This is a genomic window from Microbacterium phoenicis (genome assembly GCF_047302325.1).
Lineage (GTDB): Bacteria > Actinomycetota > Actinomycetes > Actinomycetales > Microbacteriaceae > Microbacterium.
The window spans coordinates 2,959,927-2,984,112 of the sequence record NZ_CP154849.1 but is presented as its reverse complement, the minus strand read 5'-3'; the positions used below and the strand labels follow the sequence as shown (position 1 = coordinate 2,984,112).

Genomic DNA, 24,186 nt, shown 5'->3' with positions numbered 1-24,186 from the left:
AGCATGGTCGGGGCGGCGTCGGGCTGCCATCAGGGGACACCCTGATCCGTCCCTGATACCTCTTCCGGAGGATGTCCGGGGGTGAGGCGCGGTGGTTTGATGTGGACATGTCCTCCCTTGCGACCGCGCCGGATGCCGCGGCCCGCCCGGTCCGCCCGGTGCGTCCGATGCGCAGGCCCGCCCGCCCGCCGCTGGCACGGCCGCGGACGATGGCGGTGACGGGTGTCGCCGCAGGCCTCGCCGACCACCTCGGCGTCTCCTCGACGCGCGCGCGGGTGCTGCTGGTGGTCGCCACCCTCGTCGGCGGCGCGGGCGTGGTGTTCTACGTCTGGTGCTGGATGTTCACGCCCATGAAGCCCGGCGAGGAGACAGCCACGCGGCGGGTGCCCGTGGCATGGCTGCTGATCGGCGGCGCGGGAGTCGCGGTCGCGGGGGTGCTCGCCGCGGCGCAGCAGGACGCGGTCGTCCGCGTCGATCTCCCGCCCGCAGGAGCGCACGGATACACCTGGGTGTTCTGGTCGATCGAGCCCTGGGTCGCCGCGGCGACGATCCTCGCGGCCGCGGCGGGCGTGTGGGCCGGCGCTATCGACCGCGTCGACCCTGCGCGCGGTCCTCGCCACGCGATAGTGGTCCGCGTCCTCGCCGCCGTCGCGCTCGCGCTCGTCTTCCTGACCGTCCTTCCGCTGGCCGACGTGCGCGGTGCCCGCGCGGTCCTGGGCGAGCTCGCTCTGCCCCTGTTGGGTGCGGTGATCATCGCGGCATCCGCGCTCCTTCAGGCCTGGCGGCACCTCGTCGACGATCGCATCGGCCGCGTGCGCGAAGAGCAACGGGCGGCCATGGCGGCCCACCTGCACGACTCGGTTCTGCAGACGCTCGCGCTCATCCAGAACCGCTCAGAGGCGTCGAGCGAGGTGTCGCGCATTGCTCGAGCCCAGGAACGCGAGCTGCGCGCCTGGCTCTACGACGGCGATGCGCCCGCCGACAGCGACCTCGTGACCGACGTGCGCGACTACGCAGGAGCCCTCGAGCTCGACTACCCGGTTCGCATCGAGGTCGTCTCCACCGGCACGTCCACTGAGCGGGCGAGCGGCGAGCTGGCGGCCGCGGCGCGAGAGGCGATGCTCAACGCCGCGCGGCACGCGGGCGGCGAGATCTCGGTGTACATCGAGGGGGCGGCATCCGCCGTCGACGTCTTCATCCGCGACCGCGGCGCCGGGTTCGACCCGGCCGCAGTCCCGGCGGATCGCTGGGGCGTGCGTGAGTCGATCATCGGGCGGATGCGACGGACCGGCGGGACCGCGGTCATCCGATCCGCTCCCGACGTCACGGGCACCGAGGTACGGCTGAGCCTGCCGACAGGAGGTCGGCATGAGTGACGCGTCGCGCGGCGGCGAACCCGTCCGGGTCGTCATCGTCGACGACCACTCGATCTTCCGATCCGGGCTCCGGGCCGACCTCGACTCCTCCGTCCGCGTCGTCGGCGAGGCGGCGGATGTCGACAGTGCCGTGGCGGTCATCGCTGCGGAGCGGCCCGATGTCGTCCTGCTCGACGTGCATCTACCCGGCGCAGAGGGCGCCGCCCATTCGCTGGGCGGCGAGGCGGTCATCCTCGGCTCGATGGGGACGTCGACGCGCTTCCTCGCGCTGAGCGTGTCGGATGCCGCCGCCGACGTCGTCCGGGTCATCCGCGCCGGGGCGCGCGGGTACATCACGAAGGGATCCTCGGGAGCGGACGTGAGCCGCGCCGTCCACGCGGTCGCGGGCGGGGACGCCGTGTTCTCACCGCGGCTGGCGGGGTTCGTCCTCGATGCCTTCGGCGCCGCGGCGGGAGAGACGGCCTCGGTCGACGACGAACTCGACCGCCTGTCCGGGCGCGAGCAGGAGGTCATGCGGCTCATCGCCCGGGGGTACGCCTACAAGGAGGTGGCGCGGGAGCTGTTCATCTCGGTCAAGACCGTCGAGACGCACGTGTCATCGGTGCTGCGGAAGCTGCAGCTGTCGTCCCGCCACGAATTGACGGCGTGGGCGTCGGAGCGGCGCCTGCTGTGACACGTCCGACGGAGCGGGCCGCGGCATCCCGGAAAAAGCATTCTATGTATACATATACTCCGTACGTGATTTCGCGATTCCGGAACCGGGTCTCGACCGTCGCGGTCGTCGCCGTCTGGTGCGCGCTCGTCGTGCCCGCGGTCCTGTGGGCCCTGGCGGAGGGGACCGCGCTCGCGATGTCCTTCGCCATCGCGAGCGCCGTCACGTGGATCGCGGGCGGACGCGCGGCGGGGCTCTGGTGGCGTTCGTCGATCGCGCGCAGTACGCCGGTCGAGCCTGCGGCGAGGGGAGCCGAGCGGATCGCCCTGCTCGTGTGCATCTGCGACGACCTCGACGAGGCGGCGATCATCCGCAGTTCGCGTCAGGACGTCCCGGTCGACGTCGTGCTGCTCGACGACTCTGCAGGCGCCGACGTGAGGACACGCGTCGATGCGCTCGCCGCCTCGCGCGGATGGCAGGTGATGCGCCGTGAACACAGATCCGGGTTCAAAGCCGGCAACCTGAACGCCGGGATCGCACGGCTCCGCGGCCGCTACGACGCCTACCTCATCTGCGACAGCGACGTCGTCCTGGACGCCGGAGTCGCACGGGTCTGCGGGGCGGAGCTCGCCGACCCGACGGTCGCCGTCGCACAGGCCTCGCCCTCGGCATCCGTCGGCAGGAGCCGCTTCGCCCGCTACTTCGGGCCCCTGCTCGCCACCCACCTCGGTGTCACCCGCCGGGGCCGGGCAGCGCATGGGGTGACCGCCTTCCTCGGACGCGGTGCGCTCGTTCGCGCCGCGGCCGTCGACGACGTCGGCGGGTTTCCCGAGGCGGTCGCCGAGGACCTCGCCATCACCGTGGGACTGCGGCGACGGGGGTGGCGGGTCGTCGATGCCGACGTCGCTTTCACCGAGGACTATCCGATCGACTACGCGGCCTTCCGGGTGCAGATGCGCAAGACCGCCGAGGGGGCGGTCGAGTTTCTGCGCCGTCCCGGGCGGATGCGCGGACTTCGTGTTCGCGAAGCGCTCGACCTAACGCTCGAGACGGCTCTGGTCCCTGTGACCGCCCTCGGCGGGGCGGCGACGCTCGTCACGGGAGCAGCGCTGGCCGGCACCGGCACGCCGCCCCCGGTCTGGGTCATGATCGTGTCCGCGCTCGCCGCGGCGGCACCGCTCCTGCCCGAGGCGGTGCGCCGGGCGCGGTCGCAGCGACTCGCCGCGGGAATCGCCTTCGCCCTCGCCGCGGGACTGCTGTACGCCTCCACGACGTTCGTCGTCCTCGCAGCCGTCGTCCGCACCGCGCTCGGCCGGCGGGCGACGTTCTGGGTGACGCCCAAGACCACGTCCCGGCGTGGGGCGGCCGAGACCGCAGCGCTCCTGCGGGACGAGATGCTCCTGGTCCCGCTCCTCGCCGTCGGCGCCGTCCTCGTCTCCGGTTCGCCGCTGGCGGCCGGCGGCCCGCTCGGTCCCGCTGCGCTGGCGGCACTGTTCACCGTCGCAATGCTGCGGCGCCGGTCGGGCGCCGATCGGGCGCTCGTGCCGATTCCGTCCACCCGACGCGCGACGGCGATGACGCACCGCTCGTCCGCGGCGGCCCTCCCGCCGCGCTCGCGGACGCTCGCTGGCTGACCGCTCGTACGTCGACCGTCGCGCGGATGCAAGGGGGAATCGCGGATGCCGGGGGCATGGGTACCGTGCACCCATGCCCCGCACCACCCCACGTCTGACGGCGGCGCAGTTAGCGCTCGGCCTGCGCCGAGCCGGCGGGGACATCTTCACCCCGCGGCGCCTGATCCTGGCCCTCAAGACGGCCATCGCCGCGGGGATCGCCTGGTTCTTCGCTCCGTTCGTGCCGTTCGCCGACGCCGAGTACTCGTACTACGCCCCCCTCGGCGTTCTCGTGAGCATGTACCCGACGGTCGCCGACTCCGCCCGGGCGGGCGTCCAATCGCTCATCGGTCTGGCCTGTGGGATCGCGATCGGCTTCGGCGGGCTCGCCCTCGTCAGCGCGGGAGCGCCCGGGATCGTCGCCCTCGGGCTCGTGGTGCTCGTCGGAGTGACGCTCGGCGGCATCCGAGCCCTCGGTGTCGGACGCGACTGGGTGGCCCTTGCCGGACTGTTCGTGCTGCTGCTGAGCAAGAACGATCCCGACGGCTTCTCGTCGTCGTACCTCGCGACGATGGCCTTCGGTGTGCTCGTCGGCGTCGTGGCGAACTTCGTGCTCGTCCCGCCCCTGTATCTGCAGTCCGCGCGCGACCGTCTGTCCGAGTTGCGCGCCGCCGTCGCCTCCGCGCTCGACCGCGCAGCTGATTCGGCGGGGAGGGCAGAGCCCGACCTCCCCAGCCTCCGAGAGGACGGCGACGCGCTCGCCGACCTGGTCGTCGCCGTGGCCGCCGATGTGGACGAGGCATCGCGGTCCGAGCGGGCCAACATCCGCGCGCGGGGCGTCGGCGGAGTCCACGATGAGAACGCGCAGCGATGGTGGGGACTGGAACGGGCGGCGTATCTCACCCGCGATCTGCTCGACGTCCTCGGGCAGCATGAGCGTCTCGACGAGCGGCACGGCGATCCCGCTCTGCTCGACGCCGCAATGCGGCGGGTCGCGGAGCTCATGGCCACGCCGCCCGCCGACAACGAGATGACAACGAGGGTGGATGCCGCATGGCAGGCCATCGACGCCTACGCGGAGTCCCTCCCCGCCCCCCATGGAACCGCCGACGCCCACGATCAGCCGGGACTGTGGCTCGCCGCGACGCTCGGACGCATCACCGACATATCGCGGCGGGTCTCCGACGCGCTGGCCTAGATCACGCGGCAAGCGGATGCCGGGCGTCGGTGTCGGCGGTCGAACGTAGACTCGTGGGGACATGAGCGACTCCATCAAGCCCGTCATCGTCGGCGCCGGAGCGCCCCGGCCTGCCGGCGGTTCCCGCCCCGACGAGGACCTTCTCGCCGGCCTGAACTCGCCGCAGCGCGAGGCCGTCACCCACCGCGGGCCGGCGCTGCTGATCGTCGCGGGTGCGGGCTCGGGCAAGACGAGCGTGCTCACGCGACGCATCGCCTCTCTGCTGCGCACGCGCGAGGCCTACCCGAGTCAGATTCTCGCGATCACCTTCACCAACAAGGCTGCGGGCGAGATGCGCGAACGCGTGCGTCACCTCGTCGGCGACAGTGCGCAGGGCATGTGGATCTCGACCTTCCACTCCGCGTGCGTGCGCATCCTGCGCCGCGAGGCGGACCAGTTCGGCTTTACGAAGAGCTTCACGATCTACGACTCCGGTGACTCCCGCGCGCTCATCAAGCGACTGGTCAAGGAGCACGAGGGCGACTCGTTCGGCTTCACCCCCGCCGCCGTGCAGGGGCGCATCTCGAAGCTGAAGAATGAGCTCGCCGATGCCGAGTCCTACGCCCGCCAGGCGAACATGAGCGACCCCGCCGAGCGCGTCTTCGTCGAGATCTTTGCGGACTACCAGCGCTCGCTCCAGAAGGCCAACGCCTTCGACTTCGACGACCTCATCGCGCAGACCGTGTATCTCTTCCGTGCCTTCCCGCACGTCGCGGACGTGTACCGCAAACGGTTCCGGCACGTCCTCGTCGACGAGTATCAGGACACCAACCACGCCCAGTACGCCCTGATCCATGAGCTGACCCGGCCCGTCGTCGGCAAGGCGGGCGATGCGTTCTCGAGCGGCGGCATGATGATCTTCGAGCCCGACGAAGCCCCTGAGATCGAGGGCGCATCGCTCACCGTCGTCGGCGACTCGGACCAGTCGATCTACGCCTTCCGCGGCGCTGACATCCGCAACATCAGCGAGTTCGAACGCGACTTCCCGGGTGCCAAGGTCGTGCTCCTCGAGCAGAACTACCGCTCGACCCAGAACATCCTGTCGGCCGCGAACGCCGTCATCGGCCACAACTTCGACCGCAAGGACAAGAAGCTCTGGACCGACGTCGGCGACGGCGACCCGATCATCGGGTTCACCGGGTACTCGCAGCACGACGAGGCGCAGTTCGTCGCCGACGAGATCGAGGCCCTGCGTCGCAAGGGCGTCGATTACTCGCAGGTGGCGGTCTTCTACCGGACGAACTCCCAGTCCCGAGCGCTCGAAGAGATCTTCATCCGCTCCGCCGTCCCGTACAAGATCATGGGCGGCACGAAGTTCTACGACCGCGCCGAGATCAAGGACGCCATGGCGTACCTCATCGCGGTGGCGAACCCCGCCGACGAGATGGCGGTGCGCCGCATCCTGAACCGGCCGCGACGCGGCATCGGCGACGTCACCGAGACCGCGATCGCCCGATACGCGGCATCCGAGGGCATCACGTTCCGCGACGCCCTCGCGAACGCGTCGGCGCTCGGCGTCGGGGCGAAGGTGCAGAAGGCGATCGCCGAGCTGGATGCCGTCCTGGCTGAGGCATCCGAGATCATGCTCCCGAGCTCGGGCGAGATCGCTCCATCGACGTCGGTCACCGAGGGACTTCGCGTCCTGCTCAACAAATCCGGCTATTACGACGCCCTGCGGATGTCGAAAGACCCGCAGGATGAGGCGCGCGTCGAGAACCTCGACGAACTCGTCGCTGTGACGCGAGAGTTCGCTCGCAACAATCCCGACGGGACGCTGCTCGACTTCCTGACGGAGGTGACGCTGGTGTCGGATGCCGATGACCTCGACGATGCCAGCGGTTCCGTCTCGCTCATGACGATGCACACGGCCAAGGGCCTCGAGTTCGACGCCGTCTTCGTGACCGGTGTCGAAGAGGACCTCATCCCGCACCGCATCTCAGCGGGGGAGCCGGGCGGCCCCCAGGAGGAGCGGCGCCTGTTCTACGTGGCGCTCACCCGGGCGCGCAAGCGACTGCACCTGTCGCTCGCGATGACCCGGGCGCAGTTCGGCGAGGTCTCGGCTGCGATGCCCAGCCGGTTCCTGCAGGAGATCCCCCACGAGCTGATCGACTGGCGGCAGTCGCCGGGCGACGTGAACTCGCGCGGCGGCACGCAGTCGCGAGCCCTGAACGGTCGGCCCGGAGGCGGCTCCCGATTCGGCGGATCCGGATCGAGCCGGTACGGCGACGACCTCGTGCCGCTCCCGAAGCGGGAGAAGTCCGACGCGCTCGCCAAGTTCGCCAACCGGATCCCGGCCAAAATCCGCGACAACGGCGACATGGAGCTCGCGGCGGGCGACCGCATCCGTCACGACGACTTCGGCGAGGGCAAGGTCGACATGGTCACGGGCGAAGGCGCAAAGCGGGTCGCCCACGTCCGGTTCGACACCGCTGGCCCGAAGAAGCTCCTCATCAAGGTCGCGCCGATCACCAAGCTCTGAGTGCACAGCCGCGTCTTTCCGGTGTGTCAGACTGTGCCCAGCGATTCGCTGGGAATTCGCTGATAGCGCGCGACGGGGGTCGCGGGACTGGGGAAATACATGGGCGCATCGCTGCGCCGTCGTTCGGTTGCGCTCGCAGCCGGCGCGGCACTTCTGACGGGTACGATCTGGGCGCTGCCGCAGGCGGCACTGGCCGACGACGCGAATCCGACCGGGTCGATCACCGGCACCGTGACAGGCGATCAGATCGCGGTCGGCGACGGTCTCGCGACCGCGTGGCTCGACGCGGGACCCCACTACGAGGTCTATTACGGATCGATCAATGCAAATGGCACGTACTCGATCACGGGACTCCCGGCGGGCACCTACCACGTCGGTTTCAACGAGCTCGGCTACGACGACGGGGAGACCGTCACCAGCTGGATCGAGTGGTACGACGACTCCTTGACGCTGGACGGCGGCACGGCTCTGGTCGTGGGCGACGGACCGGTCGCTGACATCGACGCGGATCTCGACAGGGTCGGGGGCGTCGCCAGCAACCCCGTCATCTCCGGTACCGCGACCGTCGGCAGCAAGCTGACCGTGTCCCGTGGCGCATGGCCGGCCGGTACTGAACTCCAGTACGCCTGGTATGCGGGCGATGACCTCCTGCAGGAGAGCACCTCCGCCACCCTCGTCCTCGGCGCGAACGCCGTGGGCAAGCGGGTATCGGTCGACGTCTACGCGTACCTCCACCCGACGGGCACGCCCTCGGATGACACCCTCCAGTTCAAGCGCACTCTCGACACGGCGCCCGTCAAGGCGGCCGCGCTCCAGGCGAGCACGCCGTCGGTGAGCGGGACGGCGACGGTGGGCGCCACGCTCACGGCCAAGGCAGGCACGTGGGCGAAGGGGGCATCCTTCTCGTACCAGTGGTACGCCTCGGGAAAGAAGATCAACGGCGCGACGAAGTCGACGTACAAGATCTCGTCCTCGCTCGTCGGCAAGAACATCACGGTGACGGTGACCGGCAAGAAGGCCGGCCACGTCACGACCTCGAAGGGGTCGAAGGCGACGGCGAAGGTTGCACTTTCGGCGACGCCCACGATCTCGGGAAGCGCCAAGGTCGGTCAGAAGCTGACCGCGAAGCCCGGTCGCTGGACCTCCGGCACCCGCCTGTCGTACCAGTGGTACGCGAACGGCAAGGCGATCTCGAAGGCGACGAAGTCGACCTTCACCGTGCCCTCCAACCTCAAGGGCAAGAAGATCACGGTCAAGGTCACCGGCACGAAGTCCGGCTACGCGACCGTGAGCACCACCTCGCGCGCCACCGGCGCGGTAGCGGCGAAGTCGACAGCCAAGCCGGCTGGTAGCCAGGTGGCCAAGCCCTCGAGCAAGACCTCATGCCCGAAGAGCCACCCCATCAAGGGGAACCAGACGACTCGTCACACGAAGGACTGGATCTACCACGTGCCCGGTGGGCAGTACTACAACGCCACCCATCCCGAGCAGTGCTTCGCCACAGCAGCCGCGGCACAGAAGGCTGGGTACCGCGCGTCCAAGCGCTGACGGGAAGCGGGTCGCGCAGGGCCCCAACTCTGCGCGACCCGCATCGCATCGCGCGTACGCTGAGCACATGGCTCTGTTCTCCCGCCGTCCGAAGAAGAACTCCGACGGGTCCGATGAGGTTCCCGTCGACGCGCAGGCGGACCTCGCCGACGTCCAGCAGGACGTGAGCGCCGCGGTCGCCGCGGAACAGGCGGATGCCGAGGACGTGCCGTTCGTGCCGATCTCGATGTCGACCTACGGTCAGCCGGTGCAGCGCCCCGAGCAGCAGCGTCTGCCGCAGGTCGAGGAAACCGCCCCCGAGCGGACCGAGGGGCGCCCGGGCATGCCCGACAACACCCTCCTGCTCACCGCGCTCACGGAAGCGCCCGAAGAGCCCGACAATGCGGCGATCCTCGGCGTGACGCGCCAGGCGCTGCAGGGCACCCTCTACCTGCGCATCATGGGCGACGCCCAGGCGCAGGTCGCCGCGGGCGAGCCCCTGCGACTTGCGATCTCGATCATGAACGACAAGAAGTTCCTGCTCGCGTACACGGGAGCCGCCGCGATCCAGGCGGGTCTCGGCGACGACCCCGAGGGGGCGAACACGTCCATCCTCGGCCAGCCGGCCCAGAACGTGCTCCGGAACGTCGTCGACGCGGGCTACGACGGGATCGTCTTCGACCACGCCGGTCCTGGCCGTCGCATCGTCCTGCCGACGGGACTCATCTCGCGCGCCCTCGACCAGGCCGACCCCGAATTCACGATCAAGAACCTGCTCGCAGGTCCGCGGACCCCCGAGACGGCCCGCGCCGTCGTCGATGCGCTCGTCGCCCGCGGCGGGTGGATCGCCGCCGGCAGCCGACCGGACGGCAGCATGGGCGTCGCCGAAGCGCGATCCGCCGAAGGCACCCGCTATCTGCAGGTCTTCTCCCACCCCCTCGAGATCCTCACCCTCCGTCGCGAGGACCAGCCCATGCCGCTGACCGCAGCGCAGCTGGGGCAGGCGCTCAAGAGCGAGCCGGAGCTGAGCGGATTCCTCGTCGACGCCGCCGGACCCTGGATTCGGCTCGAGCGCGGGGAGCTCGATGCGCTCGTCACGATCGCCGACGCGGCGGAAGCGGTCGACGGCGCAACCGAATCCGACGAGGACTGAACCGGCGGGGCAAGCCCCTGGCCGCGCCGGAGGCCCCCACCTAGGGTGGGCGCATGGCGTCGGAGCGGATCACCCTGCAGCTTCCGGAAGGCAGAGAGCTCTCGCTCTCGAGCCCCAACCGGATCGTCTTCCCCGAACCGGGGATCACGAAACACGAACTCGCCGAGTACGTGATCTCGGTCGCCGACCCGTTCCTACGCGCCAACGGCCACCGGCCCGTGTCGCTGGAGCGGTTCCCGGCGACGGTCGACGGCGAGAGTTTCTTCTCGAAGAACCCGCCGAAGGGCGCGCCCGAGTACGTCGACCAGGTGATGTGCACGTACAACAGCGGTCGGCGGCATCCGCAGGTCGTCCTCAACGAGACGGCTGCCATCGTCTGGGCGGTCCAGATGAACACGGTCGTCTTCCATCCGTGGGCCTCTCTCGCTGCGGACACCGACAATCCCGTCGAGTTGCGCATCGACCTCGACCCTCAGCCCGGCACGGACTTCGCCGACGCCGCCGCCGTAGCGCCGGTCCTGCGCGAGGTGCTGCGCGAGGCCGGCCTCGAGTCCTGGCTCAAGACGAGCGGCAATCGCGGCATCCACCTCTTCTGCCCGATCGAGCCCACGCACGAGTTCCTCGACGTCCGTCACGCGGTGATCGCCGCGGGCCGCGAACTGGAGCGACGGATGCCGGAGAAGGTCACCACGAACTGGTGGAAGGAAGAGCGCGGCGAGCGCATCTTCATCGACTTCAATCAGGCCAACCGCGACCGGACGATGGCCGGTGCCTACAGTCCGCGGGCCCTCCCCGGCGCCACGGTCGCCACCCCGATCACGTGGGACGAGCTCGCCGACGGCGTCGACCCCGCCGCGTTCACGGTACGGACGGTGCCCGACCGACTCGCGGCGATCGGCGACCCGTGGCAGGACCTGCAGGCATCCCCGGGGCGCATCGACACCCTGCTGGAGTGGTGGCAGCGCGACCTCGAGGCGGGGCTCGGCGAACTGCCGTTCCCGCCGGAGTTCCCGAAGATGCCGGGGGAGCCGCCGCGCGTGCAGCCCTCGCGGGCGAAGAAGGACTGACCGACGGTCAGTTCGCGGCGACGGTGTCGACCTTCTCCTCGACGGGTGGCCGGCGTCGCGCCCACCGTGCGGGGGTGTTCGGGCCGTCCCACACCTGGATGATGCCCCACGCCGCCGCGGTGAGCGGGACCGCGAGGATCGCCCCCACGATCCCGCCGAGGACCGTGCCGATCGTCAGGGCGATCAGCACAGCGAACGCATGCAGCTTCATCGACCGACCCATGAGGAACGGCTGCAGGAAGTTGCCCTCGAGCTGGTTGACCGCGACGACGATCACGACCACCCAGATCGCCGCGACCAGACCATTGGTCACGAGCGCGACGAGCGCCGCCAGGATCCCGGCGACCGTCGCTCCCACGATCGGGATGAACGCCAGCACGAACACGAGCGCGCCGAGCGGGAGGGCGAGCGGGATCTGCAGGAAGAGCAGACCGATCGTGATGCCGATCGCGTCCACTGCGGCGACGGCCGCCGTGCCGCGGAGGTACGCCCCGAAGGTCTGGACCGCCTTGTGGCCCACGCGCACGGCGCGGTCGTAGTCGGATCCGCGGAACGGGCGGATGAGGAACTCCCACAGCCTCGGGCCGTCCTTCAGGAAGAAGAACAGCGTCACGATCATGAGGACGAGTCCGGTGAGGAAGTTCGCGACAGCGCTCACGCCGGCCAGGGCGCCGGAACCGAACTGCGCGCTGGTGAGGAAGTCGGTCGCGGTGCCGACCCACTCGTCGATCTGCTTCTGGTCGATGTCGAAGGGGAGCGTCTCGGCCCACGCCAGCACGCTCTGGAACCCGTCCTGCGCCTTCTTGGACAGGTCGTCGAACTGATCGCGGACTGCGTTGACCACGAGCCAGCCGATCCCCCCGAGCACGACGACGAACGCGAGCAGCGTGAGGATGGTCGCGAACACCGACGGGATGCCGATGCGCCGCAGCCAGGCCATGAGGGGCGCCGCCGCCGACGCCACGATGAGGGCGAGAAGGACGGGGATGACGACGACGGTGAGCTGCAGCATCCCGAGGATGAGCGCAGTCGCGATGACCCCGACGATGATCACCTGCAACGACCGGGTCGCGAGGGTGCCGAAGCCGTCCGACCACATGCTCGCGGGTTTGCCGGCCGCCGCCATGCGGACGGGCCGTCCGTCGTCGAGGCGCACCGAGCGGGGAGATGACGAGAAGAGGCCCATGCTGCGACCCTACCGATCCGCCTTTTCGTGCGAGGGCCCTTGACTCAGTCGAGCACGTCGGCCAGGTCGTAGGCCGACACGGTCTCGAGCTGGTCGAATCGGCAGGAGGCGGCATCCCGATCGGGACGCCACCGCTGGAACTGCACGGTGTGGCGGAAGCGGTCGCCCTCGAGCTGGTCGTACGCGACTTCGAGCACGCGTTCGGGACGGAGTCGCACGAAGGACGTGTCCTTGGAGGCCGCGAAGCGCGACCGGTCGGACTCGCCCGTCACCGCCTCGCCGTCATCGTCGCGGACGACGAGCGGAGCGAGCTCGTCGATCAGCTCGAGCCGGCGCACATTGCTCCACGCGGCGACGCCGCCGACCTGACGCAGCGTGCCCTCGCCGTCGTAGAGGCCGACGAGAAGCGACCCGACGCCCTGGCCGCTCTTGTGGATGCGGTAGCCCACCGCCACGACGTCGGCCGTTCGCGCGTGCTTGATCTTGAACATCGCGCGCTTGTTCGGCGCGTACGGAAGGGCGAGTGGCTTCGCCACGACGCCGTCGAGACCGGCGCCCTCGAACTCCGCGAGCCACTGCTCAGCGAGGGCGGGATCGGTCGTCGTCCGGGTCAGATGGATCGGATGCGGCACGCCGCCCAGCAGGTCCTCGAGCTCGGCGCGCCGCGTCGAGAACGGCTCGTCGCGGAGGTCGCGGTCGCCGCGGGCCAACAGGTCGAAGGCGACGAACATGGCCGGTGTGGTCTCGCTGAGCATCGCGACGCGGGATGCCGCGGGGTGAATCCGCTGCGACAGGTGCTCCCACTGGAGGCGCTGGGACCCCGGCTCACCGTCGGCGACGACGATCTCGCCGTCGAGCAGGCACGGCTCGGGCACAAGCCTCGAGATCGCGTCGACGAGCTCGGGGAAGTACCGGGTGAGGGGCTTCGACCCGCGGGACCCGATCTCGACCTCCGAGCCGTCCCACCCGATCAGCGCGCGGAACCCGTCCCACTTCGGTTCGTAGAGCAGCCCGCCGGTGGTCCCCGCCGGATCGGGGACGGCGGGGACGGACTTCGCGAGCATCGGTGCGGGGATCTCGTACATGCGCTCATCCTGCCCGCCCGGCATCCGTGCCGGAACGGGGTTGCGCGCCGCGCTCAGGCGAAAGCGCTCACGCCCGTGATGTCGCGTCCGAGCAGCAGCGCCTGCACCGACTCGGTGCCCTCGTAGGTGTGGATCGCCTCGATGTCCGCCATGTGCTGCATGACGCCGTTCTCGAGGAGGATGCCGTTGCCGCCCAGCAGGTCGCGCGCCGTCGCGGCGACGCGGCGCGCGGCACGCGTGTTGTGGAACTTCGCGAGCGACGCCTGCGTCGGACGCAGCCCGCCCGAGGCCTCGAGGTCGGCCAGGCGTCGGCAGTACAGCTGCATCGCGGTGAGGTCCTCGAGCATGTGCGCGAGGCGCTCCTGCACCATCTGGAAGCGGGCGAGGGGCTTGCCGAACTGCACGCGCTGCTGCGCGTACTGCAGTGCCGCCTCGTAGCAGGCGGTGGCATGGCCGAGCGCCGACCACGCGACTCCCGAGCGCGTCGCGTAAAGGACGGTGGAGGCATCCTTGAACGTCCGGGTGCCGGGAAGGACCGCGTCGGCGGGGACGCGGACGTCATCGAGGGCGATGTGGGCCTGGTGGATGCCGCGCAGCGACGCCTTTCCGGCGATGACGGTTCCGGTGTAGCCGGGGCGGTCCTGCTCGACGAGGAAGCAGCGGACATCGCCGTGGTGCTCGCCGCCCTCGTCGTCGACACGGGCCCAGACGAAGGTGATGCCGCCGGATGCGCCGTTGCCGATCCACTTCTTCGCGCCGCGCAGCACCCACTCGTCGCCGTCGCGGCGCGCGACGGTCTCGAGCGAGACCGAGTCCGAACCGTGGTCGGGCTCGGTGAGCGCGAAGGCGGCCGGTACCTCGAAGCGGGCCACCGGGGTCAGCCAGCGCTCCTGCTGCGCGTCGCTGCCGAACAGGGCGAGGGTGCGCAGGGCGAGACCGCCCTGGACGGCGAGGACCGTGCCGAGTGAGCCGTCCCCGCGCGAGATCTCCATGTTCACAAGGCCCGCAGCCAGCGGCGAGAAGTGCGTCAGCCGCGGGTGGTCGATGCCGTCGTTCAGCAGGTCGAGTTCGCCGAAGCGCCGGGCGATATCGAGCGGGTACTCGGCGGTGTCCCACGCGTCCTGCATCCGGTCGCCGACCTCGTCCACGAAGCCCTGCGCCCGCTCCCACACGTCGCGGTCCGCGTCGGGGATGTCGGCGAAGACGGCGTAGTAATCGGTGTCGAGGCGGCCGAGCACGTCGTAGCGGCCGGACGCGCCGCCGGGCAGGTCAGTGGTCATCGCGCCAGGATACGCCCGGCTGAGATTCGGTTCCACTCCACGTGGAACGCCGTGCCAGGTCAGTCGCGCAGAGCGCCGAGCCGACGGGCGACCTCGGCGGGCGGCATCCGTCGGGGGAAGGTCGCCACGACGATGTCGTCGTCCGCCGTGGGTTCCGGATCGGGGTGCACGCCGAAGCGGCGCAGCAGCTCGTCGTAGGCGGTCTCGAGGACGGCGGCGGGAACCCGCGTGGAACCGCGCAGCAGGCGGCGCAGGACGTGATTGTGCACGGCGGTCACGGCGGCGGCGAACGCCACCGCGTCGACGGGATCGAGCCCCGGGACCGAGCGGCGCAGGTACTCGTCGAAGACGCGCTCGTAGCGGAAGACCGTGACGATCTCGCGGTCGCGCAGCGACGGCACCTGCCGGACGACGGCGTACCGGCGGCGAGCGACCTCGGGATCCGACGCGAAGTGCCGGAAGATCTGAACCGACGCCTCGCACACCGCCGCCCAGGGGTTCTCGTGCGTCTCGGAGAGGTAGGCGCGCAGTCGGTCGAGCAACAGCTCGTGGTCGGCGAAGACGACGTCGTCCTTGCCGCCGAACTGGCGGAAGAACGTCGAGCGGGACACCCCTGCGGACTGGGCGATCTGCTCGACCGAGGTCTGCTCGTAGCCGTGCTCCGCGAACAGCGCGAGCGCGGCGGCCACCACTGTGCTGCCCGTGGGACGGAGGTCGTCGGCCATGGACGGAAGCCTAGTGCGCACCCCGTTCTGTCAAGGCCTGTGCCTCTTCTCCCGGGCTCGCTTTGACTCGGCGCATGTCCTCCCTGTGGAAGCAGAATCCGTCCGAGACCGCCGGCACCCCGTTCGACCCCGATGCGCGTCACGATGTCGTCGTGATCGGCGCCGGCCTCACCGGCCTGGCGACGGCGTACGAACTGGCGCGGTCCGGGGTCGACGTCGCCCTCCTCGAACGCGGCGGTGTCGGCGAGCTGGCCTCGGGGTCCAACACGGGCAAGGTGTCGCTCCTGCAGGGCACGACGCTCTCGTCGCTGCGGTCGGGGCACCCGGCATCCCTCGTCCGCGCCTACGTCGATGCCAACCGCGACGGCTTCGCGTGGATGACGGATACCGCAGAGCGGCTCGGTGTCCCGCTCACCTCGCGCACCGCGTATACGTACGCGCAGGGCGATCAAGGACGGCGCTCGGTCGTGCGCGAGTACGACGCGGCTCGCGAAGCCGGCCTCGCCGTGCGCCTTGTGGAAGACGAGGAGCTGCGCGCCGCGGCCATGCCCATGACGGCCGCCGTCGCGCTAGACGATCAGCGGGCGATCGATCCGATGCGGATGCTCGCGGCGCTCGCCGACGCGTTCGTCGCCGCCGGCGGCACGCTCCACCTGGGCGTCGAGGTCAGCGGCGTGAAGGTCTTTCCCGAGCCGCGCGTCGAGACCGACCGGGGGACGGTGTTCGCCTCGCGCGTCGTGGTGGCCACCGGCATCCCGATCCTCGATCGCGGGCTCTACTGGGCCAAGGTGAGCGGGATGCGGTCCGCCTGCGTCTCGTTCACCCTCACCGCGCCGCTGCCGGACGGCATGTACCTCTCGGCCGACGAGCCGACGCGCTCGGTGCGCACGGTCCTCCCCGAGGACGGCCCGGCGGACGTCGCGCAGATCGTCGTCGGAGGCGCGGGCCACCCCGTCGGGCGTGCCGAGTCGGAGCGGGCGATGCTCGACGAGCTGTCCCGCTGGGCGCAGCAGACGCTGCCGGTGGGGGAGGAGACCCACCGCTGGTCGGCGCAGGACTACACCTCGCACAATCGGATCCCCTTCATCGGCACCATGCCGCGGTCGCTGGGACGGGTCCGCTTCGCGACGGGCTACGCGAAGTGGGGGCTCACGAACGCGCCGGCGGCGGCGCTGCGCATCGTCAGCGAGCTGCGCGGCGAGAAGATGAGCGAACGTCCGCGGTGGATGACGCAGATCGGCACTCGTCTCACGATGCCGGCGGACGTCGCTCGGGGCGCCCTCGAGAACGCGAAGGTCGGCCTCGCCGCGGCGAAGGGGTGGGCGGGAGCGGAGACGGAGGCCGTTCCCGTGCCGCAGCCCGCCGAGGGCGAGGGTGTCGTCGCGCAGCGTGCGGGCCGTCCGGTCGCCATCTCGACCACCGGCGGCGAGACGCGTGCTGTGAGCGCCGTCTGCCCGCACCTCGGCGGCATCCTCGAGTGGAACGACCTCGAGTGCACGTGGGACTGCCCTCTGCACGCGTCCCGGTTCACGGCATCCGGCGAACGCATCGAAGGTCCCGCGACGCGAGGGCTTCGACCGGTCGACTGAGTCAGGATGCCGCAGCAATGACACCGGTGATGATGAGGGTGACGAGCGTCGTCCACAGCACGATCGCGGTGCCCTGCCAGAAGAGAACGGTACGAGTGGGGACGCCCGTCCCCTTCAGCGCCGCCGCCGTGAACTGCGTCGGGAGGATGAGGGGGCCCAGCAGGCTCACGCCCGGCGTTCCGTACCGGTGGTAGGCCTTCTGGAACTTCTCTGAGCGCGCCGACGGTGCCTTCTCGGAAGCCCCGGCGCGGGTGGTGACCGCGCTCCGGACGCGAGCGGTCGCGAGCACGACGATCGCGACGCAGAGGAAGTTGCCCGCGGCGCCGGCGACGGCGGCGATGACGGGGTGGATGCCGCCGACGATGCCGATCGCGGCGGCACCCTCTCCCTCGATGAAGGGGACTGCGCCGGCGAGGGCGACGACCAGCGGCTGGACGAGGTCGGGCATCTGCGCCACCAGGTCCTGGAAGCCGGCGACGAGATCGGAGACGGGGTTCGACATGGTGTCCTCTCGGGAGTGGCGACCGGATCTCGTATCGCCGTGACCCCAGTCCACCGGCTGGGGCCCGAGCGCGGCAGTGCCGCCCCGTCACTCATCGGCGGGAGGTTCGGCGGGCCGAGGGGTGACATTCGTCATGGTCGTACTGTGGCCGTGTGAGCACGCCCGACCCCACCCCGACGCAGACCGCGGCCTCGCTCGCGCGCGGCGTGACGGCGACCGGGTGGTACATCGCCACCTCGATGGTGTTCTTCCTGCTCGGGACCGTCGTCGTATGGGGGCTCGTCGTCCTCATCGCCCGCGAGGGATGGCGCAACCCCGTCACCCTCCTCGTCTACGTCGCCTCGGCGGTGGTCGTCGTGGTGGCCACGGTTCTGCTCCTGACCCGCTATCGCCGCGACGGCGACCTCGACGACGGCGACCGCCCCTCCTGGCGGCGCCGGTTCCTCTCCCTCCCGGTCATCGGGGCGGTCCTCGCCTCCATCACGCTCGGCGTGGTGGCAGGCTCGGCGCTCCTTGGCGCCGCTCTCGTCGGCGCCACCCTCTGCCTCGTCCGCTGGGGCCCCGGCATCCGGTGGCGCGGTGTCGTGCTGCTGGAGATCGCCCTCGTCGCGCTCTGGCTGCTCGAGCAGGCGGGGCCGATGCCGCGGAGCGACGCGTTCGTGCTCGTGTTCTTCGCCGTCGCCCTCCCGATGACGCAGGCGCTGTCGCTCTGGTCGTGGGACGTCGTGCTCGAACTCGATCGCGCCCGCCGCACCGAGGCGCGTCTCGCCGCCGTGCAGGAGCGGCTCCGCCTCGCCGGCGAGCTCCACGACCTGCAGGGACACCACCTGCAGGTGATCGCCCTGCAGCTCGAACTCGCCGAGCGCATGATCGGACGCGATCCGGATGCCGCCGCCCGCCAGATCGCCCTCGCGCGGACCTCGGTCGACGATGCCCGTGACGGCACGCGCGCCCTCGCCGGACGTTTCCGCGGGGTGCCGCTGCCGGACGAGCTCGCCAACGCGGCCGACCTGCTTCGGGCAGCCGGTCTAGCGGTCACGCTCGACGTCGCCGGGGACGCGGCATCCGCTCCCGCCGACCTGCTGGGACCGGTGATCCGCGAGTGCACGACCAACGTGCTCAAGCACGGCGGCGGGGCCTGGGCGAGGCTCGGGCTCGAGCGGGTCGGCGACGTCTGGCGCCTCACGATGGCCAACGACCCCGGACCCGGATCGACGATCGGTTCGGGCGCGGGGCTCGAGGGCATCGCGCACCGCATCGGGGTAGCGGGCGGCGACGTCGCCTCGAGTCGCGACGACGACCGGTTCACGCTCGTCGTGACGGTGCCGGCAGACGGGAGTGCCGCATGATCCGCGTATTGATCGCCGACGACGAGGACATGATCCGGACGGCGCTGGCAACCCTCCTCGCGCTCGAGGACGATCTCGAGGTCGTCGCCGAGTGCGCCGACGGTGAGACGGCCGTCACCCGTGCGCTCGAGCTGCGCCCCGATGTCTGCCTGCTCGACCTCGAGATGCCGGGGATCGACGGCGTCGAGGCGGCTGCCCGCATCCGCCAGCGCATCCCGGCTCGATGCGTCGTCGTCACCCGTCACGCCCGTCCCGGCGTCCTGCGTCGCGCGCTGAGCGCCGGTGTCGACGGGTTCGTCCCGAAGTCCCGGCCCGCCGGCGATGTCGCCGCGGTGATCCGCGAGGTCGCGGCCGGGCGTCGCTACGTCGACCCCGAGATCGCCGCCGACGCCCTCAGCGACGAGCGTTCGCCCCTGACCGACCGCGAACTCGACGTGCTGCGCGCCGGAGCCCGCGGCGAGACGATCGCCGACATCGCGGCATCCCTCCACCTCTCGGCCGGCACCGTCCGCAACCACGTCTCGTCGATCCTCGGCAAGCTCGGGCTCGCGACGCGACAGCAGGCGGCGATCACGGCGCGCGAACGCGGCTGGATCTGACGGATGTCTCACGAAGAAGCCCCGCACGAAGAAAGCCTTTCCGGCGGCAACGCGAGCGGTGCGGTCGTCCGCATCGGCGACACCGTCCGGAAGCCCTGGGCCGCCTCGACGCCGAGTGTCGCCGCGTTCGTCGCCGCCCTGCGCGCCGGCGGTGTGGATGTGCCCGAGCCGCGCGGACGCGACGACGCGGGACGCCAGGTGATCGAGTTCGTCCCCGGCGACCTCGCGATCGAGCGCGGGACGATGGCTCCGTCCGAGCTTCGCCGCGTGGGCGCCATGGTGCGGGTGATCCACGACGCGAGCGCCGGCTACGTCGCCCCGGAGGGCAGTGTGTGGGAGACCGCGATCCCCGCGCCCGGGACCGACCTCGTCTGCCACAACGACCTGGCGCCCTGGAATCTCGTGGTGGGGGAGCGGTGGGTCTTCATCGACTGGGATGCCGCGGCCCCCAGCACGCGCCTGTGGGACCTCGCGTACGCGGCGCAGTCCTTCGCGCTGAACGATACGTCGGCGGCCCCGGTCGATGCCGCCCGCGGGCTGGCCGCCTTCGCCGACGGATACGGTGCCGATGCGGCGCTCCGGCGCGCGCTGCCCGCCGCGATGGCCGAGCGCACCGCCGCGATGCACGAGATGCTCCGCCGCTCCCACGCCGCCGGAACCGAGCCCTGGGCGTCGATGTTCCTGGAGGGGCACGGCGACCACTGGCGGCTGGTCACCGAGTACGTCGAGCGCCATCGCGAGGTCTGGGTCGCCGCGCTGCAGGAGTGAGCCGCCCCTGCCGAACGAGGGGATCGGGGCACAGGGCACTCAGGCGCGGGTAGTAGGCTTTTCGACCGGGCGATCTCTCGACATCGAGATAATTCCGCGCCCGTCACCCCCACCGTCGCCCAGCGAAGGATTGCAGTGGACCTTTACGAGTACCAGGCACGAGACCTGTTCGAGAAGTACGAGGTGCCGGTGCTCGCCGGCATCATCGCCGACACCCCTGAGGAGGCGAAGGCGGCTGCCGAGAAGATCGGCGGTGTCGTCGTCGTCAAGGCTCAGGTCAAGACCGGAGGTCGCGGCAAGGCCGGCGGCGTCAAGGTCGCCAAGACTCCCGACGGGGCCTACGCGGCAGCTGAGGCCATCCTCGGCCTCGACATCAAGGGCCACGTCGTCCAGCGCGTCATGGTCGCCCAGGGCGCCGACATCGCCGAGGAGTTCTACTTCTCCGTGCTGCTGGACCGCTCGAACCGCTCCTACCTGAGCCTCTGCTCCGTCGAGGGCGGCATGGAGATCGAAGAGCTCGCCGTCGAGCGTCCCGAGGCGCTCGCGCGCATCGAGGTCGACCCGCTGCAGGGCATCGACAAGACCAAGGCCGTCGAGATCGCGAAGGCCGCGAACTTCCCCGAGGACCTCGTCGAGAAGGTCTCGGACGTGTTCGTCAAGCTCTACGACGTCTACAAGGGCGAGGGCGCGACCCTTGTCGAGGTGAACCCGCTCGTCCGCACGGGCGCCGGTGACATCGTCGCCCTCGACGGCAAGGTCTCGCTCGACGAGAACGCCAGCGAGGTCCGCCACCCCGAGCACGAAGAGCTCGAGGACAAGGGCGCCGCCGATCCGCTCGAGGCGAAGGCGAAGGCATCCGGCCTCAACTACGTCAAGCTCGACGGTCAGGTCGGCATCATCGGCAACGGCGCGGGCCTGGTCATGTCGACCCTCGACGTCGTCGCCTACGCCGGCGAGAACCACGGCGGCGTCACCCCCGCCAACTTCCTCGACATCGGCGGCGGCGCGAACGCGCAGGTCATGGCGTCGGGTCTCGACGTGATCCTCGGCGACGAGCAGGTCAAGAGCGTCTTCGTCAACGTCTTCGGCGGCATCACGTCGTGTGTCGCCGTCGCCGAGGGCATCGTGAAGGCCCTCGAGATCCTGGGCGACGCGGCCACGAAGCCGCTCGTCGTCCGTCTCGACGGCAACCAGGTCGAAGAGGGTCGCGCGATCCTCGCCGAGGCGAACCACCCGCTCGTCACGCTCGCCGCCGGTATGGACGAGGGCGCCGACAAGGCCGCCGAGCTGGCGAACGCCTGAGACGCGCCGAGACTACTGAGATACAGGGACCACAGACATGTCTATCTACCTCAACAAGGACTCCAAGGTCATCGTCCAGGGCATCACCGGCGGTGAGGGCACCAAGCACACCGCCCTCATGCTGAAGGCCGGGACGAACGTCGTCGGCGGCGTCAACGCCCGCAAGGCCGGCACGACCGTCACCCACGAGAAGCCGCACGAGGGCGAGGTCGACCTCCCCGTCTTCGGCTCGGTCGCCGAGGCCATCGAGAAGACCGGCGCCGACGTCTCCATCGCGTTCGTACCGCCCGCCTTCACGAAGGACGCCATGATCGAGGCCATCGACGCCGAGATCCCGCTGCTCGTCGTCATCACCGAGGGCGTCCCCGTCGGCGACACCGCCGAGGCGTGGGCCTACGCGAAGAGCAAGGGCAACAAGACCCGCATCATCGGTCCGAACTGCCCCGGCATCATCACCCCCGGTGAGGCGCTCGTCGGCATCACGCCCGCGAACATCACCGGCAAGGGCCCGATCGGCCTCGTCTCGAAGTCGGGCACCCTGACCTACCAGATGATGTTCGAGCTCCGTGACCTCGGCTTCTCGACCGCCATCGGCATCGGCGGCGATCCGGTCATCGGCACGACGCACATCGACGCGCTCGAGGCGTTCGAGGCCGACCCCGAGACCAAGGCGATCGTCATGATCGGCGAGATCGGCGGCGACGCCGAGGAGCGCGCGGCCGACTACATCAAGGCGCACGTGACGAAGCCGGTCGTCGGCTACGTCGCCGGCTTCACCGCCCCCGAGGGCAAGACCATGGGCCACGCCGGCGCCATCGTCTCGGGCTCGGCGGGCACCGCGCAGGCCAAGAAGGAGGCCCTCGAGGCCGCCGGCGTCAAGGTCGGGAAGACCCCGTCCGAGACCGCCGACCTGATGCGCGCCATCATCGAGGCGCTCTAAGCCAGACCGAACGAAGGGGCGGATGCGAGCTGCATCCGCCCTTTCGTCGTTGGCGGAGCGTGCAGCGACGGCGTCGGGCGCGCGCCGGGGCCCGCTCGAGGGACGCGTCTTGTCGCCGTGTTCGCCGCGATGCGACCGTTCGAGTCCCCGGAACGAGCGTCATCGCGCCATGCCCGCGCTCCAGGGGCGGGTCGTGCCGCTGCATCCCGCATCAGGCGACAGGTCGCGTCCCTGGAACACCGCCGCCGATGACCGAGGTCCCGATCGGGCGGGGAATGCGCGAGGCATCTCCGGCCCGATCGGGACCTCGAGGGTTCCGCGGGGTCAGGCGCCGACGAGCGCCTCGATCGGTCCGCGGGCGAAGTAGATCACGAAGCCGGCGGCGACGACCCACAGCAGCCAGTGGACCTGCTTCGCCTTGCCGGCGAAGACGTTCACGACGACCCAGCTGATGAAGCCCGCTCCGATGCCGTTGGCGATCGAGTAGGTCAGGGGCATGACCGTCGCGGTCAGGAACACCGGCAGCAGGACGCTGAAGTCCGACAGGTCGATGTTCTTGATCTGCGCGAGCATGAGGGCGCCGACGAGCACGAGAGCGGCTGCCGCGACGTACCCGGGGACGATCGAGGTGAGCGGCGTGAAGAACATCGCCAGGAGGAACAGGACACCCGTCACGACGTTCGCGAGGCCGGTACGAGCGCCCTCGCCGATGCCCGAACCCGACTCGACGAACACGGTCGCCGACGACGACGAGGTCGCACCACCGGCGATCGCGCCGACACCCTCGACGATGAGCGCCGACTTGATGCGGGGGAAGTCGCCCTTGTCGTTCGCGAGGCCGGACTCCTTCGCGAGGCCCGTCATGGTTCCCATCGCGTCGAAGAAGTTCGAGAACACGAGGGTGAAGACGATCATGACGATCGAGACGATGCCGATCTTCGCCCAGTCGAAGCCGAAGTCGATCTTGCCGACGAGCCCGAAGTCCGGGAGGGCGACGATCTGCAGCCCGCTGACCTGGAGCCCGAGGGCGGTCGGCCAGATCGCGTTGACGATGTAGCTGATGACCGTGCCGCCGACGAGTCCGATGAGCAGTGCGCCCTTGACGCGGAGCGCCATCAGGATGCCGGAGAGGAAGAGCGTGACGACGAACATGACCGTGCTGATCGTCGTGATCGAGCCGCCGACGCCGAGGTCCAGCGGGGGAGAGGCGTTGCCCGTCGCGGTGACGAAGCCGGCGTTGACGAACCCGATGAAGGCGATGAACAGGCCGATGCCGACCGTGATCGCGAGCTTCAGCTGCACGGGCACGGCGTCGAAGATCATCTTCCGGAGGCCGGTCGCGGCGAGCAGCACGATGATCAGACCGTTGATGACGACGAGCGCCATGGCCTCGCCCCACGTGACCTGGCCGACGACCGAGAAGGCGAGGAAGGCGTTGATGCCGAGCCCCGCCGCGAACGCGAACGGCAGGCGCGTGACGAGTCCGAAGAGGATCGTCATGACACCGGCGGCCAGGGCCGTCGAGGTCGCGACGGCGGTGTTGCTGAGGGTCACACCGTCGACGTCGGGAGTCGACAGGATGATCGGGTTGAGGATGACGATGTAGGCCATCGTCACGAAGGTGACGATGCCGCCGCGGACCTCCGTGCCGACGGTCGAGCCGCGGCCGGTGATGTCGAAGTAGCGGTCGAGGAAAGACGGGGATGCCGGGGCTGCGGCACCGCGGGTGGCGCGGGAAGTCGTGCTGTTCACCCTCC

The 24,186-nt window shown here is 70.3% G+C and carries 20 protein-coding genes; 14 read left to right on the top strand and 6 right to left on the bottom strand.

Annotated elements, in window-relative coordinates:
* Positions 1-107 precede the first annotated feature (107 nt).
* From ABCU91_RS14655 to ligD, 8 genes are all read left to right on the top strand, one after another.
* On the top strand, positions 108-1,376 hold the full coding sequence (locus tag ABCU91_RS14655) for a PspC domain-containing protein (RefSeq protein ID WP_413354275.1): 1,269 nt from the start codon (positions 108-110) through the stop codon (positions 1,374-1,376).
* Positions 1,369-2,049, top strand: a complete 681-nt coding sequence (locus ABCU91_RS14650) for a LuxR C-terminal-related transcriptional regulator (RefSeq protein WP_413354274.1) — start codon at positions 1,369-1,371, stop codon at positions 2,047-2,049. The genes ABCU91_RS14655 and ABCU91_RS14650 overlap by 8 nt, the downstream gene beginning before the upstream one ends.
* Positions 2,050-2,114: 65 nt before the next feature.
* Positions 2,115-3,662, top strand: coding sequence for a glycosyltransferase family 2 protein (locus ABCU91_RS14645; protein WP_413354273.1), 1,548 nt, complete (start codon positions 2,115-2,117; stop codon positions 3,660-3,662).
* Positions 3,663-3,735: 73 nt separating this feature from the next.
* Positions 3,736-4,839 (top strand): FUSC family protein, encoded by a 1,104-nt coding sequence (locus tag ABCU91_RS14640; protein WP_413354272.1) that lies wholly within the window; start codon positions 3,736-3,738, stop codon positions 4,837-4,839.
* 61 nt (positions 4,840-4,900) lie between these two features.
* Positions 4,901-7,357: an ATP-dependent helicase gene (locus tag ABCU91_RS14635; protein WP_413354271.1), complete on the top strand. Its 2,457-nt coding sequence runs from the start codon at positions 4,901-4,903 to the stop codon at positions 7,355-7,357.
* Positions 7,358-7,456: 99 nt separating this feature from the next.
* On the top strand, positions 7,457-8,905 hold the full coding sequence (locus ABCU91_RS14630) for a hypothetical protein (protein WP_406923457.1): 1,449 nt from the start codon (positions 7,457-7,459) through the stop codon (positions 8,903-8,905).
* A 67-nt stretch (positions 8,906-8,972) separates the two neighbouring features.
* Positions 8,973-10,037, top strand: a complete 1,065-nt coding sequence (locus ABCU91_RS14625; protein WP_406923458.1) for a hypothetical protein — start codon at positions 8,973-8,975, stop codon at positions 10,035-10,037.
* A gap of 53 nt (positions 10,038-10,090) precedes the next feature.
* Positions 10,091-11,104 carry a non-homologous end-joining DNA ligase gene (gene ligD, locus ABCU91_RS14620; protein ID WP_091356425.1) on the top strand — a complete coding sequence of 338 codons (1,014 nt, stop codon included), beginning with the start codon at positions 10,091-10,093 and terminating at the stop codon, positions 11,102-11,104.
* Positions 11,105-11,111: 7 nt separating this feature from the next.
* On the opposite strand, the gene ABCU91_RS14615 is transcribed toward ligD, so the two are convergent.
* From ABCU91_RS14615 to ABCU91_RS14600, 4 genes are read right to left on the bottom strand one after another with little or no spacing between them, the layout of a single operon-like run.
* Positions 11,112-12,290: an AI-2E family transporter gene (locus ABCU91_RS14615; protein ID WP_406923460.1), complete on the bottom strand. Its 1,179-nt coding sequence runs from the start codon at positions 12,288-12,290 to the stop codon at positions 11,112-11,114.
* Positions 12,291-12,334: 44 nt separating this feature from the next.
* Entirely contained in the window at positions 12,335-13,375 is a 1,041-nt protein-coding gene (locus tag ABCU91_RS14610; protein ID WP_413354270.1) for an ATP-dependent DNA ligase, read from the bottom strand.
* 53 nt (positions 13,376-13,428) lie between these two features.
* The gene (locus ABCU91_RS14605) at positions 13,429-14,655 is read right to left on the bottom strand and encodes an acyl-CoA dehydrogenase family protein (protein WP_413354269.1); all 1,227 of its coding nucleotides are present in this window, start codon (positions 14,653-14,655) and stop codon (positions 13,429-13,431) included.
* A 59-nt stretch (positions 14,656-14,714) separates the two neighbouring features.
* Positions 14,715-15,380 (bottom strand): TetR/AcrR family transcriptional regulator, encoded by a 666-nt coding sequence (locus ABCU91_RS14600; RefSeq protein WP_413354268.1) that lies wholly within the window; start codon positions 15,378-15,380, stop codon positions 14,715-14,717.
* A gap of 74 nt (positions 15,381-15,454) precedes the next feature.
* Between ABCU91_RS14600 and ABCU91_RS14595 the strand changes: the two genes are divergently transcribed.
* Positions 15,455-16,969, top strand: a complete 1,515-nt coding sequence (locus ABCU91_RS14595) for an FAD-dependent oxidoreductase (protein ID WP_413354267.1) — start codon at positions 15,455-15,457, stop codon at positions 16,967-16,969.
* A gap of 1 nt (position 16,970) precedes the next feature.
* Here the strand turns inward: ABCU91_RS14595 and ABCU91_RS14590 are convergent, their stop codons facing one another.
* A complete protein-coding gene (locus ABCU91_RS14590; RefSeq protein WP_091356388.1) occupies positions 16,971-17,471 on the bottom strand; it encodes a small multidrug efflux protein in 501 nt (166 codons plus the stop codon).
* Positions 17,472-17,623: 152 nt separating this feature from the next.
* Here ABCU91_RS14590 and ABCU91_RS14585 point away from each other — a divergent pair, with 152 nt between their 5' ends.
* The 5 genes from ABCU91_RS14585 (at position 17,624) to sucD (ending at position 22,429) form a co-directional block, all read left to right on the top strand.
* Positions 17,624-18,820 (top strand): sensor histidine kinase, encoded by a 1,197-nt coding sequence (locus tag ABCU91_RS14585; protein ID WP_413354266.1) that lies wholly within the window; start codon positions 17,624-17,626, stop codon positions 18,818-18,820.
* Positions 18,817-19,419, top strand: a complete 603-nt coding sequence (locus tag ABCU91_RS14580; RefSeq protein WP_413354265.1) for a response regulator — start codon at positions 18,817-18,819, stop codon at positions 19,417-19,419. Before ABCU91_RS14585 ends, ABCU91_RS14580 begins: the two co-directional genes overlap by 4 nt.
* A 3-nt stretch (positions 19,420-19,422) precedes the next feature.
* On the top strand, positions 19,423-20,187 hold the full coding sequence (locus ABCU91_RS14575; RefSeq protein WP_413354264.1) for a phosphotransferase: 765 nt from the start codon (positions 19,423-19,425) through the stop codon (positions 20,185-20,187).
* A 135-nt stretch (positions 20,188-20,322) separates the two neighbouring features.
* A complete protein-coding gene (gene sucC / locus ABCU91_RS14570; protein ID WP_413354263.1) occupies positions 20,323-21,489 on the top strand; it encodes an ADP-forming succinate--CoA ligase subunit beta in 1,167 nt (388 codons plus the stop codon).
* Positions 21,490-21,526: 37 nt separating this feature from the next.
* Positions 21,527-22,429, top strand: coding sequence for a succinate--CoA ligase subunit alpha (sucD, locus tag ABCU91_RS14565; protein WP_064001264.1), 903 nt, complete (start codon positions 21,527-21,529; stop codon positions 22,427-22,429).
* A gap of 324 nt (positions 22,430-22,753) precedes the next feature.
* Here sucD and ABCU91_RS14560 read toward each other — a convergent pair whose 3' ends face one another.
* A complete protein-coding gene (locus ABCU91_RS14560) occupies positions 22,754-24,181 on the bottom strand; it encodes an NCS2 family permease (RefSeq protein WP_413354261.1) in 1,428 nt (475 codons plus the stop codon).
* Positions 24,182-24,186: the final 5 nt, after the last annotated feature.